The 13393-nt window shown below is 51.3% G+C and carries 10 protein-coding genes and 1 tRNA gene; 6 read left to right on the top strand and 5 right to left on the bottom strand.

Annotated features, from left to right (window positions below):
• The first annotated feature begins 128 nt into the window (after nucleotides 1-128).
• On the top strand, nucleotides 129-1712 hold the full coding sequence (locus B5D40_RS05920; RefSeq protein ID WP_078776176.1) for an ATP-binding protein: 1584 nt from the start codon (nucleotides 129-131) through the stop codon (nucleotides 1710-1712).
• A gap of 965 nt (nucleotides 1713-2677) precedes the next feature.
• Here the strand turns inward: B5D40_RS05920 and argC are convergent.
• The 5 genes from argC to B5D40_RS05955 form a co-directional block, all read right to left on the bottom strand.
• Nucleotides 2678-3643: an N-acetyl-gamma-glutamyl-phosphate reductase gene (gene argC / locus B5D40_RS05935; RefSeq protein ID WP_078776179.1), complete on the bottom strand. Its 966-nt coding sequence runs from the start codon at nucleotides 3641-3643 to the stop codon at nucleotides 2678-2680.
• Nucleotide 3644: 1 nt separating this feature from the next.
• A complete protein-coding gene (locus tag B5D40_RS05940) occupies nucleotides 3645-4145 on the bottom strand; it encodes a YchJ family protein (protein ID WP_073303734.1) in 501 nt (166 codons plus the stop codon).
• Between the two features lie 70 nt (nucleotides 4146-4215).
• On the bottom strand, nucleotides 4216-4839 hold the full coding sequence (locus B5D40_RS05945; protein ID WP_078776180.1) for a methyltransferase: 624 nt from the start codon (nucleotides 4837-4839) through the stop codon (nucleotides 4216-4218).
• Complete coding sequence (gene rlmN / locus B5D40_RS05950) at nucleotides 4817-5914, bottom strand: dual-specificity RNA methyltransferase RlmN (RefSeq protein WP_073303629.1); 1098 nt, start codon at nucleotides 5912-5914, stop codon at nucleotides 4817-4819. The genes B5D40_RS05945 and rlmN overlap by 23 nt, the downstream gene beginning before the upstream one ends.
• Before the next feature lie 1013 nt (nucleotides 5915-6927).
• On the bottom strand, nucleotides 6928-9237 hold the full coding sequence (locus tag B5D40_RS05955) for a penicillin-binding protein 1A (RefSeq protein ID WP_078776181.1): 2310 nt from the start codon (nucleotides 9235-9237) through the stop codon (nucleotides 6928-6930).
• An 88-nt stretch (nucleotides 9238-9325) separates the two neighbouring features.
• On the opposite strand from B5D40_RS05955, the gene B5D40_RS05960 reads away from it, so the two are divergent.
• The 5 genes from B5D40_RS05960 to B5D40_RS05980 all read left to right on the top strand — a co-directional run bounded on the left by B5D40_RS05960 (nucleotide 9326) and on the right by B5D40_RS05980 (nucleotide 13393).
• Nucleotides 9326-10228 (top strand): hypothetical protein, encoded by a 903-nt coding sequence (locus B5D40_RS05960; protein WP_073303625.1) that lies wholly within the window; start codon nucleotides 9326-9328, stop codon nucleotides 10226-10228.
• A 68-nt stretch (nucleotides 10229-10296) separates the two neighbouring features.
• Nucleotides 10297-10370: transfer RNA gene (locus tag B5D40_RS05965), tRNA-Arg, on the top strand.
• 145 nt (nucleotides 10371-10515) lie between these two features.
• Nucleotides 10516-11817: a PD40 domain-containing protein gene (locus B5D40_RS05970; protein WP_078776182.1), complete on the top strand. Its 1302-nt coding sequence runs from the start codon at nucleotides 10516-10518 to the stop codon at nucleotides 11815-11817.
• 4 nt (nucleotides 11818-11821) lie between these two features.
• Nucleotides 11822-12409 carry an OmpA family protein gene (locus B5D40_RS05975; RefSeq protein WP_073303621.1) on the top strand — a complete coding sequence of 196 codons (588 nt, stop codon included), beginning with the start codon at nucleotides 11822-11824 and terminating at the stop codon, nucleotides 12407-12409.
• A gap of 33 nt (nucleotides 12410-12442) precedes the next feature.
• Nucleotides 12443-13393 carry a tetratricopeptide repeat protein gene (locus B5D40_RS05980; RefSeq protein WP_095849525.1) on the top strand — a complete coding sequence of 317 codons (951 nt, stop codon included), beginning with the start codon at nucleotides 12443-12445 and terminating at the stop codon, nucleotides 13391-13393.

Genomic DNA, 13393 nt, shown 5'->3' on the forward strand with positions numbered 1-13393 from the left:
TTTGTTCTGGAAACTGGAATTTGAAATGATTTCGGTTTCTTTAAAAATGAGAGAAAAGGGGAAAGCCTGTTTTTGTCCGTCCTTAGCGGAGAAAATTTCGAAGGCGGCTTTTTTGTTATATTGTCCTTATGGCTTTGAAAAGATTCCCCATCGGCGTGCAGGATTTCGCAAGGATTCGCGAAGACGGCAAGTATTACGTAGACAAGACCGACTTGATTTACAAGCTTGCCCATTCGGAGGATTATTACTTCTTGTCCCGTCCTCGCCGGTTCGGCAAGTCGCTCCTGGTGAGCACCTTGCAATGCTACTTCGAAGGCCGCCGGGAACTGTTCGCGGGCCTAGCCATGGAAAAGCTCGAAACCGAGTGGAAAAAACATCCGGTATTCAAGCTGAGTTTCGCGGGGAACAAGTTCGTCAAAGAACAAGATTTGGCGGACACGCTCAACCTCAAGCTTGGGGAATGGGAACGAATGTATGGCCTCGCTCCGTCCAAGGCTTCCGCGTGGGGGACGCGCTTCGAAGTCCTCCTCAAGGCGGCCTACGAATCCGCCGGCGTGCAGCCGGTGGTCCTGGTGGACGAATACGACGCCCCGCTCCTGGATTCCATGGAAAACCCGGAGCTCCAGCAAACCCTCAAGGAAGAAATGCGGAAGCTCTTCAGCCCCCTCAAGGACCTGGGCGGCATCCTCCGCTTCGTCTTCCTTACCGGCATCAGCAAGTTCAGCCAGCTGTCGATTTTCAGCGAGCTGAACAATCTGAAAGTCATCACCATGAACGACGAATACGCGGGCATCTGCGGCATCACCAAGGAGGAGGTGTTCACGCAGATGCAGCCGGAAATCCAGGCTCTCGCGGGCAAGAACGGCATGAGCTACGACGAGGCCTGCGAAGCCCTGAAGCAGAAGTACGACGGCTACCACTTCAGCAAGAATTCTCCGGACGTGTTCAACCCCTTCAGCCTCATCAATTCCCTTAGCGACGGGGAACTCGCCAACTACTGGTTCGCGACGGGGACGCCCACGGTCCTGACAAAGCTCATGAGCCGCTACAAGGTGGACCCGCAGCCCTTCGACGGCGGATTCGACGCCACGCTGGACATGTTCGACGCTCCCACCGAGACGGCGACGAACCCCATCCCCATGCTTTACCAGAGCGGCTACCTGACCATCAAGGGCTTTGACGGTTTTTCCTATACGCTGGGCTTTCCCAACGACGAGGTTCGCCTCGGGTTCCTGAAGGCGCTGATGCCCTACTACGCCAAGGACGACGTGGTGGACAACGACTCCTTTATATTGTGCTTCACGAAATCTTTCCGGCAGAACCGGCTGGAAGACGCCATGGCGCAAATCCGCGCGTTCCTTAGTTCCATCCCCTACAACGCGGAACGCCAGGACGAGAACCACTACAAGACGGTGCTGTTCCTGATATTCAAGCTCTGCACCCCTTACGTTGTACGTGCCGAGGAATGCAGCGCGGCGGGCCGTGCGGACGCCGTGGTGGAGACCGCCGACAGCGTTTACGTGTTCGAGTTCAAATTAGACGGCAGCGGGACCGCGGAGGACGCCCTCGCCCAGATCGACTCCAGGGGCTACCTGATTCCCTATACCGCGACGCCGGGCACCGACGGCAACCCGAAAAAGCTCTACAAGATCGGGGCCAGCTTCGACAGCGAAAAGCGCACCATCGGCGAGTGGCTTGTGCGGGAGGGGTAGCCGGCAAATAGCTAGGCTGGAGTTGGAAGGTCTTTGGCCTTTCCGAAGCAGACTTTAGATTTTACAAACAGGAGTCCCGGAGACAACGAATCGGCATCGCCCTGTCCTTATAGCTGTTGTTCAAGCTTATCTTGTCGAAATGGTTGAAATTCATGCTATACATAGATTTTGCCGTTGGAAAGGGCTATCCAAATGTAAGTGCTGCCGGCATTAAAAATCTGCTGTTATTACTGCGATAACCTGTAGGGAGTGCGGAAAATCCATAGCTGTCCATACCATTCCGATGTTCCGACCGGAAATCGCCTTACCGGCAATAGTTGTACCGCCAACGGTAGCTAGCAACGTATTGAACTCGCTTTTGCTAGGCAAATCCAGCCTTCCGGGCAAACGCCGCGGACCATTTCGCTGGGGCTGCAAGAAATGCCATTCCCGCACTCTTTCCCTCCATTGCTGAAAATCCCGGCACTGTCTATGGCCGCGTTTCACAGGTAGAGAGGGTCGTACTTGGCGCAGGTATCTGCTTTTCCCTGTCATCCGATGAGAAACTTGCCGATACGGAGCTGCTGGAAATTTCTTTGCGGGAACAGGAAGATTTCTCCTATAAGTCCTCGATGTCGGACGGTTTTTCCCATTGTTGCAAAGGTAATGGCTGTTTTACGAAAGCACCAGAGCCGCGTCCCCATCGCGATTGTCCGTGCAATTTGGCAGGTCGTCCACATTTTCCAGATGGAACGCATGGTTGCTTTTGGTGCTTTTCCCGGGGGAGAGGAAGAGTCATCCCCACAGGCGATAAAAGAGAATATCGTCGCAATGCCAGTGGCAAAAATGAAGTTTTGAAAAGGTTCCTTTTTCCTGGGTAGATGTTTTCCCTTGAACTTTTCGGAAATTCAGGAAATCGTCCCCCCTTTGAATTTTTCGCGCTCCCGGATTCAAAGCGGTAAAACGCCGCACTCCTGAAAAAGGGCTTAAACGAGTCCGGAGCTTTCGTCGATTCCGAGCGCGATGTTCATATTCTGAATCGCCGCTCCCGAAGCGCCTTTGCCCAGATTGTCTATGATTGTCGTAACCTGTAGCGAGTTTCCCTTTCCGAAAACGTAAATGTGCGCTTCATTTGTCCCGTTGCATTCCGTCGGGTCAAGCGAACCGGCATCGAGAACGGGCTCTTCTTCGTAGGGAAGGACTTTGACAAATCGGGATCCGTCATAATGCTCGGCGAGAATGCTCTGGATGTCCGATGCCGTGGCACTTTTGGTCAGGGAACTTGGGAAAATCGCCGTGGAAACCGCCATGCCCTTGTAAAACGGCCCGACAATCGGATTGAAAAGGGGCGCATTTTCCAAGCCGCAAATTTTTTGCATTTCGGGCAGGTGCTTGTGGTGATGCCCCAGAGCATAAGGTCGCGGTGCAAAAAGTCGTGGGGATTCCCCGGGGTGCGATTGCTGTGCACCGTCCGCCTCGTAGGAAGCGATCATTTTTTTGCCGCCGCCGGAATAGCCGGTCAGACTGTAAGTAGCGAGATCGGCTCTTTTTTGGAGCAAACCCGCAGCGATGAGAGGATACACGCCGAAAATGAATCCCGTCGCATGGCATCCCGGATTCGCAATGCGTGTTCCGCTTTCGATTTGTTTTCGGAAATCCGAGGAAAGTTCCGGAAGGCCGTACGCCCAATCCGGGTTTGTCCGGTGGGCGGTGGAGGCGTCGATGATTTTCGTTTTCGGGTTGGTACAGAGTGCCGCGCTTTCCACGGCGGCAGCATCGGGCAGGCAGAGAAAGGTCACGTCCGAAGAATTGATAAGGCGCGCCCGTTCCGCAGGATCTTTTCGCAATTCCGGCTGGATGCGGAGAATTTCCACGTCTTGGCGTTTGGCTAGGCGTTCGTAAATCTGCAGCCCTGTTGTGCCGGCTTCGCCGTCAACGAAAATTTTGAACATTTTATTTGTCCTTGCCGCAGCACTTTTTGTACTTGAGTCCCGAACCGCAGGGGCACGGATCGTTTCTGCCGACGTCGGGAGTGGTCTTGTGAATGGTCGAGGGCTTTACCGCGCGTCCATCGTAGAAAAGCCATGCGCCCTTTACTTTGTGGAATTCGGAAAGTTCGTGATGTTCCCGGGCGAGGTTTCCCTGCTTGTATTTGCAGATAAATTCCACCCAGCCGATATTTTTTTCTTCTTCGGTTTTGGTTTGCAGAATCTGGATGCCGAGCCATTGGGAACGCTTGCTCCATTCTTCAACGCTCTTTTCGTCGTAGTCGGTTTGCTGGGAGGGTTCCAGGGAATCTTTGAGCCAGCGGACTTCATGCTTGGCGTATGCGGTGTAGCGGGAGCGCATCAGGGCTTCCGGCGTCGGAGCGAGGATGGTGCCTTTGATTATCGGTTCGCAGCATTCGGAGTATTTTTTTCCGGAACCGCAAGGACAAAGATCTTCTTCTGCCATATTCAAATCCTTCTTGTTTAAAACACAATAAGCCACCCCAGTGCGGGGTGACTTAAAAAATAGAATTATTTTATTCCGCGGCTTTCTTCAGAATCCAAATTTCTTCTTTGCCTTTGCGCGCGGGGATGCTGTCATTTACCGCAACCCTTTCCACGACATCGAAAATGCCGCCGAGGCGCGCCATCAGTTCGCCTTCGGAAGTCGGATGCGGGGGGCCTTGCAGGGTGTTCCCGTTCAGGAACGGATAGAAGAAAGCGATGACGACGCCGTCGTCCTTGAGCATTTTTTGCCAGACTTCAAAGCATTCGTCGCGACGCCCCGGATGGATGCCCGTGAATGTGCAGTAATCATAGACAATGTCGAATTGCTGCCCGCCTTTTTTGGGATTTTTGGGATTCAGTTCAAAAAGGTCCAGATCCAGCGATTTGAAATTTTCGAGTCTGCGCGAAATGCGGTCGAGTTCATCGACTGCAGTGGGGGCAAAATCTACAGCGAGCACCTCGTGTCCGCGTTTCGCCCAGGCTTCCGCATCGTAACCGAAACCGGCACCGGGAACAAGAACGCTGCCTGTTTGCGGACAAAGCGGGTTATTGAAAAAGTCGAGCAGGGCGGGGGTGGCTTTTCCCAAATTCCAGTAATCTTTATGTTCGATGTAAAGATTTTCCCAGAATTCAGGCAGATTCTGTGTCAACATTAGCTACCTTCTGTTGTTTTTTGTATGCGAGCTGTCCGCAGGCGGCGAGGATGTCGCGTCCACGCGGATTTCGTATGGTGATTTGAATTTGGGCGGCACGTACTTTTTCCAGGAAGCGGTCCACTTCTTCTTGCGTCGGCGCTTCTAGATTCGGATCGTCCATCTGGTTGAGGACTATCGCATTGACCTTGCAGCGGCGCGGTGCGCAAATTTTAATCAGTTCTTTGGCGGCTTCGTCTGTGCAGGTGACGCCTTTCATCAAAACAAATTCAAAAGTGACGTAGTTGTCCGTGCGGCGGGTGTATTCGTCGGTCGCTTCCAAAAGCTTTTCAATCGGCCAGACTTTATTTACCGGCATCACGGAACTTCTGCGTTCGTTGTTCGTGCTGTTGAGGCTGACGGCCAGGCAGCAGGGCGTGTTTCTGTCCACGAGTTCCTTGATTTTGGGAACGACTCCGCTGGTGCTGATGGTCATCTTTTTTCGGCCCAGGTTGAAGAGCTTCTGGTTGTGCAGGGTGCAGCACGTCCGGTGCACGTTTTCCAAATTGTTGAGCGGTTCGCCCATTCCCATGAAAATGATATTCGTCACTTGGGCGGGTTTCCCGTCGGCGTCGATTTCTCCGGTCTCTTTCAGGTATTCGTTTACGCGGATGATTTCTTCTAAAATTTCTCCTGCTTCCAGATTCCGGATGAAGCCCATCTTGGCGGTTCTGCAGAATGCGCAGTTTTGGGCGCAGCCTATCTGCGTGGATACGCATACGGAGTAGCGTCCGTTTGTCGGAATGAGGACGGTTTCAATGAATTTTTCGTCGGGGGTTTGGAAGAGCCACTTGACCGTTCCATCGACAGAGATGAGGTGCTGAACTTCGGTCAGGGAGCGTATGGCGAAGGACTGGGCGAGCTTGTCGCGGGTCTGCTGCGGAATGTTTTTCATCTGGTCGTAGCTCGAAACCTGCTGGCAAAAGAGCCAGTTCTCGATTTGATCCGCCCGATAGGCTTTTTCGCAATGAGCGGAAAGCCATTCTTTGAGTTCATCCGCTGTTAAGGATTTGATGTCTTTATACGCGTTTTTCACCGAAATGCAAAGATAGCAAATTTTTGGGGCTTATATACAAAATTCCATCTCGATTTGCCCACATTAGGGATTAGCAACTAGTGATCAGTGATTAGTTGGAAGTTGGAAGTCGGAAGTTGGGAGTTGAGGGTTGAAACTGACAACTGACAACTGAAAACTGATAACTGATAACTGATAACCGAGTTCCTCCTTCTCGCTATGGCGCAATACCCAATTCTACCCCACAAAACCAAAACTTCCAACTACAAAGCGTGGCGGGGGATAGGGTGAAGGGAAAAGGGGCTGCCCATGAGTCTTAAGAGTTTTACTCTTTTAGACGAATTGTCCCTGGAAGGGAGCCTTTGCAAAAGCGTGCAAGGCGAATGGTGCGCCGCAAGCTTGCTTGCTTGTAGGCATTACTGAGCCGCCGCCGCGGACGCAACGCGTCAACTTGGAAGCCCCCTTATCCCTTCCGCCCGCTGGCCTACAAGGCATCCCTGAAACTTGGAATCTCCGATTCCATAGTTGAAGTATCCCTGGAAGGGACAATTCGCCTAAAGGAAGCAGAGCTTCCAAGGCTCATGGGGCTTTGCACAATTCGTCTAGGGAAGCAAGCTTCCAAGACTCATGGGGCGCTGCATCCCTGAAACTAGGAATCTCCGATTCCGTAGTTGAAGTATCCCTGCAAGGGACAATTCGCCTAAAGGAAGCGGAGCTTCCAAGGCTCATGGGAAAGCGAGCATCTCGCAGTCTGCGAGAAGAAATTCCCCTTGTGAAAAAGAAATCCATGCTTTGAAAAAAATTATTTGAGGGAATTTGGAGGAAGATTGTATATAATTCCCAAATTTTTGGTCGCCTCTAAAAATTCATTTTCAAAAAATCGGCTGCACGAGAGGCTTGTTGTTAGTTGTCAGTTATAGTTATTAGTTATCAGTTGCGAGTTCGTGCGCGGATTTGCCTTGTCCCCCAATGGGGAGTGGCTGTGCTCCAGAAAGGGAAATAAGGGATGCCCGGTAAAATTTCCCGGGCGAAAATCAGAACATCTGCCGGGTTTTCTTTTTGGGCAGAGGCGCGTCCTTTTCTTTTTTCGATTTGGCTTTCATGGAGCCTTCGGCAGAGGTTTTGCTGGAGAAAAGCGTTGCGTCGTCCGCGGATTTTTTGCCGGAAATATGGGTGCCATCGCAGGATTCCGTTGGAACGTGTCCCGCGGAATAGAGGCAATAGGATGTGGTTCCGCAAAATTCTCCGGCGATTTTTCCCGTGAAGTTGCACATTTTTTTGCTGACGACTCCCGGCTGCATTTTGAAATTCTGAATGGGGAGATCTTTGTGGAGTTCCTTCATGACTTCAATCCATGCGGGGAGAGGATCTTCGGAGCCGGTATGCCCGGGCCCCATAGGAGCGGGGGAGTCGGTTCCCACCCAGATGCCGAGGGTGTAGTAATGCGTAAATCCGATGTACCAGGCGTCGGTGTAATTGTTTGTCGTGCCCGTCTTGCCGCCGCTCGGGTGGCGGAATCCGCTGGCGCCGACACGTGCCGCCGTGCCGTGGACGTTGACATCCTTGAGCATATCGACCATAATGTAGGCACTGGCGGGTTTTAGTACTGATTTCTCTTCGCTCTTGTGCTTTTCGACGATGTTCCCGGCTTTATCGACGATGGAATCGATCATGTAGGGCTCTATCCGCACGCCGCCATTGGGGAAGACCGTATAGGCGGAAGTCATTTCCATTAGAGTGCTGCCGATGGAACCCAGAGCAAGACTGGGAACGGGTTGCAGCGGAGCTTTGCGGATGCCGAACTTGCGGGCGTAGTTTACCACGTTGGGAAGTCCGTATTTGATGCCGGTCAGCACCGCGGGAAGGTTCATGGAGCGGTAGAGCGCACGGCGTAAGGTCATCATTCCTTCAAATTCTTTGTCAAAATTGGCGGGGCGCCACGTTTTGGACGGGTCCTTTTCGTCTTCGATGGTGACGGGCTGATCGTTGATGGAATCGCAGGGGGAAGCTCCCGATTCAACTGCCGTCGCATAAACGATGGGTTTGAAAGAAGAACCCGGTTGGCGAAGGGATTGCACCGCCCGGTTCCAGCGGGATTCGTTAAAGTCGTTTCCGCCGACCATCGCCCGAATGGCTCCGGTTCCGTTTTCAATAAGAATCATGGCCATCTGCGGGGCGTGGTAACGCGAAGAATCCGGATAGCGCCATTTGGAAACATCCGAAGCGGTGTCCTTGGCGAGGTAGTCTTTTTTGAAGAGCGCGTAAATGCTGTCGAAATGGGCGACGACGGAGTCCGCGGGAAGGTTGTATTTGGAAGAAAGTCCGAGTTTCCAGACGGCTCGCGCTTGAAGACGCTTGCGGACGCGTTCGATATGTTTCTTTTCGACTTGTTCGGCAAAGGCCTGGATTTGCGGATCGATGGTGCTGTAGATATTCACGCCGTCGGCATAGAGGGATTTCTGCCCGTATTTGTTTTCCATGAATTTACGGATTTCTTCATAGAAGTAGAGCCCGGATCCGTTTCCGACCTGGTGCTTTACCGTTTTGACGGGTTCCTGGATGTAACGCTTATAGTCGTCTTTGGAAATGTAGCCTGCGCTGTACATGGCAAAAAGAACCGTATTGCGGCGTTCCGTGGCAACTTCGGGGTGGCGGTCGGGACGGTAGCCTTCGGGACGTTGGAGCATTCCGGCGAGAATGGCGTATTGCGGAATCGTCAGGCTGTCGAGAGACTTGCCAAAGTAAAAATCGCTCGCCGCTTGAAACCCGTAGTTGCCGCCGCCGAGATAGACTTCGTTCATGTAGAATTCCAGAATTTCCCGCTTGGTGTATGTCTGCTCAATGCGGACTGCGGTCATCGCTTCCTTGATCTTTCGGGAAATTTTGCGCTCCGGCGTCAGGAAGAGGAGCTTGGAAAGCTGCTGTGTCAGGGTGGAAGCTCCGCGGATTTTGTCGCCTTTGGACACCGACTGCAAAACGGCTTTGGGAATGGCGAGAATGTTCAGCCCCCAGTGGCTGTAAAAATCGCGGTCTTCGGTTGCCATCACGGCGTTCATCGCCATGGGCGGAATGGAATCGATGGGCGTCCAGATTCTGCGCTCGACAAAAAATTCATGGACGGGAACGCTGTCCTTGTCATAGACCGTGGTGACGAGTTTCGGTTCGATGTCTTCGAGCTGCTCCAACGAAGGCAGCGTGGGAACCAGACTGGAAAAATACAGGTAGATGGCGATGAAAATGGCAATGCAGGGAATCAGGAAAATGCCCAACCAGAGAAAAACTTTTTTTCCGGGAGCGGGGAAAAAGCGGGAAAACAGCGAAGCAATCTTTTGAAATAGGTTCATTTTATCAAACAGTCAAGGATGGGGGTGGTAAAAAATTTGAATAAAATGTAATTTTATGCGGAAGAAAATTCAGATGGAGTTTTAGAAAATGCGTTCTTTTAAGCGTTGGATTCCGGTTGCGCTGGTATGTTCCCTTTTCGGTTTGTCTGCATGCGGGTCGGTGGATCACGACCCTCCTAAACTGGAAAGCGTTTTCGGTTCGGTTTCCCCCATGGACACGCTGGTCGCCGTCTTTGACAAGAGCATCGACGATTTTGATGAAGATCAGGTCTCTTCCAACGTGAAAATCTCCGTGGTCAAGCAAAAAGGGAAGAAAATTTTCATCGTCGGCGCCGAAGACACGGTGGCGGGCATTCCCAGGCTGCTTCCTGCCAGCGATTACGACACCCTCCGGTTTGAAAATCTGAAGGACGACGACGGCAACAAGAGCAAATTGCAGACGGTGACTTTTTCGACATACCCGTTCCTCGACGGCGATGAATATGAAGGCTCCGACTGCTATTCCAACTCGAAGCCCAAGGATGCCGAAGTGCTGATGGATTCCTCGCTCCGATTCTACGACGGCTCCAAATTGACGAAGGGCATTACGGTGACGGGAATTCTCGGCGGACAGTACAGCAAGAATTGCGCAGATGGCGAGGATCTTTTCAAGATATATTTGAAAAAACGCGACACGGTTTCTGTCCGGCTTTCGGGACGGACTGCCTCCATACCGCTGGAACTGGCCGTTCTCGGTCCAGCCAAAATGAAGGACGCTCCCGCAGAATGTCAATTTGACAACGATGAATTTCTTACAGTCGATTTGGCAAATTTGAAAAAGAAAACGGCAATCGACACGACTTTCGGCATCGGGGATATCCACGAATGCGGAACGAATACGGTGACGGACTATCTGGCCTATTATATTGTGGTTCGCTATTCGGAGTCGATTTCGACAAAAGACCAGCTGCCGCAGCCCTATACCTTGACCGTGAGCATCGACCAGAAATAAAAATGCAAAAAAAGGATGAGAACCCCTTGACAAAAATCGCAGGAATTTTATATTTGGGTCGTTCCTTTGCGAATGTGGCGTAACTGGATAGCGCAACTGGCTACGAACCAGTAGGTTGCAGGTTCGAGTCCTGCCACTCGCACGAAAGCCTCGAGTTCTTCTCGGGGCTTTTCTTGTATTCTTTTGTTCTAGAATTACTGAAGAAGAATGCGAAAATTCGGCTTTGACGCTCGAGAGAACGGAAATTCCACTGTCGGGAAAATTCAAATTTTGTATTTTTGGAAAAGATGAAAAAAATAAAATTAGGGATCGTCTTTTTGCTGGTCGCTCTGTCGGGCGCATTCGCCGCCATCGATACGATTTCTGTGGATGTCGGCGTTTCTTTGGAAAATACCATGCCGATTGGGCTGATTCCCTTTGAACAAAACGGACAATTTGAAGCGCTCTCTGCAAAGCCCGAAGAGATTTTAAAAAATGATTTTCATTTGTCGGGGCGTTTTGCCGTTGTGGAAAGCGAAAAATTCAAAATGGTCACTTTTGTCCGCGCCGGAGCCAAATTCTACGTTACCGGAAAAATCGAACAGATCGACGGTTCCAAAGTGCGACTCTCGTGCTACCTTTATGCGACCCAGACCAAGGATTTGATTTTGGGCGAAGCCTATTCGGTTTCACAAAAGCAGGTTCGCGAAGCCCTGCACGACTTTACGGACAAAATGGTAAAACAGCTCTGGGGCGAATACGGAGTCGCTTCGACCTCTCTTGCCTGGGTTTCTAAAATTGACGGTGTGAAGCAGATAGTGGTCGCCGACTATGACGGTTACAATCGCCGCCAAATCACCCGCGACACGACAATCAGCATGATGCCGACTTGGACAAAGGACAACGGAGGAATTGTATTTGTCAGCTTTAGAAACGGCAAGGCGCAACTTTTTGAGCGTCGCTTGAATTCCTCTGCCGAGCGTCGTCTTTTTGCCGACAAGTCGCAGACTTTCAGTCCGGCAGTCAATCCGAAAACAGGCGAACTTCTGTTCGCTTCCATCAGCGGAAACAAGACGACTCTTTATTTGGGCGACCCGGAAACGGGAAAGAGCCGCAAGCTGCTGTATGGCCGATTTTCACAGGTGAGTCCTTCGTGGAGTCCGTTCGGAACAGAAATTTTATACACGAGCGATCGGGGCGGCAGACCGCAGATTTTTGCGATGGGCAAGGATGGAAGCGATGTGCGCCGCGTGACCTTTATGGGAAATTATAATGAACGGGCTTCCTGGAGTCCTTCGGGCGACCGCATTGTTTACACGTCGATGGACGGCGGAAAAATGAATATTTACACCTGCGCTTTGGATGGCTCCGACATTGTCCAGCTGACCAGCAACGCCGGCAACAATGAACACCCGACCTGGTCTCCCGACGGAATGCTCATCGCTTTTTCGAGCGACCGTTCCGGTTCTTACCAGATTTACATGATGCGTAAAGATGGAACGAACGTAACCCGGATTACGAATGGCGGAGAAAACACTTCTCCGACGTGGTCGTGGTATTCCCCGGAAAAACAAAAACAGATTTCACAACAAAACGAAGAAGGATGGTAGAACAATGAAACAGTTTATGATGCTTGCGCTTTCGGCTGCTGCGGTTTTTGCGGTCGTTGCCTGCTCCAAAAACAAGCCGCCCGTAAATCCGGTCGTCAAGGAAGAACCGGCTGCTGTTGCGGCATCCCCTAATGCGGATTCGCTCGCGAAAGCAAAGGCGGATTCGATTGAAAAAGCGCGTTTGGAATCGGAGCGTCTGGAGGCAGAACGCCTAGAAGCGGAACGTGCTCGCGTGGAAAAACTTTTTAATGAATTGATGTCCGAAGACGTTTATTTCGATTTCGACAAGTCTGAACTTACAGAAAAGGCGAAGGAAATTTTGACGCAGGTCGGCGACATTCTGTTGAAGGAATCCCGTTTTGTCATTGTCGTTGAAGGGCACACGGACGCGCGCGGAACGGAAGATTACAACATGACACTCGGCAGCAAGCGCGCCATGAAAGTCAAAGAATTTTTGAGTGCCTATGGCGTGGGCGACGATCGCATGGAAACCGTGAGCTATGGCAAGGAAAAGCCGAAGGTTGCCGGTCAGACCGAAGAAGCTTTTGCCCAGAATCGCCGTGCCAATTTTAAAGTCAATATCAAAAAGTAATTGCGTCGTCATTTTGGCGAATTAGAGGGTTTTATGAAACGTCTGATTTTTGGTTCCTTGTTTTGCGCATTCGCTCTTACAGCGTGTTCCAGCGTGACTCTTCTCCGAACCAAGGAGATGCAAGCGGTTGGCGATGACGTGAAAAAGGATGTCAGGCAGGAAGTGGCGGCATCTGTCGAAGCGAATAACGCTCGGATGGATTCGTTGCAGCGCATCATAGATTCCTTGAGCCTTGTGCAAAAAAGGATGAAAGTCGAACTTGCGATGCTTTCTTCCAAGATTGCGGACATCAGCGATAAGAATGACAGTCATCATGAAGAACTGCTTTATCGGCTGGATATGCTTCTTGGCAAGTCGGACAAAATTCTTTCCAAGAAGGTTGTCGTTGGCGGGCAGACCGAAACGGTTCAGGCGGACAGTGCTGTCATTTCTGCAGAAAAAATGCAGGCTCTCGATTCGCTTTTCACCACGGCGCGCGCAGACTATCATAAAGGCGAAATCAAACTGGCGTATTCGGGTTTCAAACAGATTTACGAAGAATCGAAAACGGGAACCATTGCCAGCGAAGCTCTTTACTGGATGGGCGTCTGCCTTTCGGATGCCGGACAAACGGATAAGGCGAAAATCGTTTTTGCTCGGGAAATCAAGCAATTCCCGGAGGCTTCCAAAAGTTGTGCCGCTTTGATTAAATTGGCGAATATCGCTGGAGCGGAAGGCGACCAGAAATTGCAAAAGCAGTATCTGCAAAAAATTTTGGGAACCAAGAGCTGTTCGGATTCGAATGAATTCTTGCAGGCCGCAGAAATGCTGGAAACGATTTTGAATGGCGATACGGTTGAAGAGCCGCATCCTGTTGCGGATTCTTCGGCAAAGGCGCAAACGCAAATCCTCGATACAGATTCAACGGGTGTCGTTCCGGCTGCGGATACGCTTCCGAAAGTCCCGGTCTCGGATTCCTTCGCGACGGATTCTACTGCTTCGTAA

This window comes from Fibrobacter intestinalis (assembly GCF_900167415.1).
In the GTDB taxonomy this organism is placed as follows: Bacteria; Fibrobacterota; Fibrobacteria; order Fibrobacterales; family Fibrobacteraceae; genus Hallerella; species Hallerella intestinalis.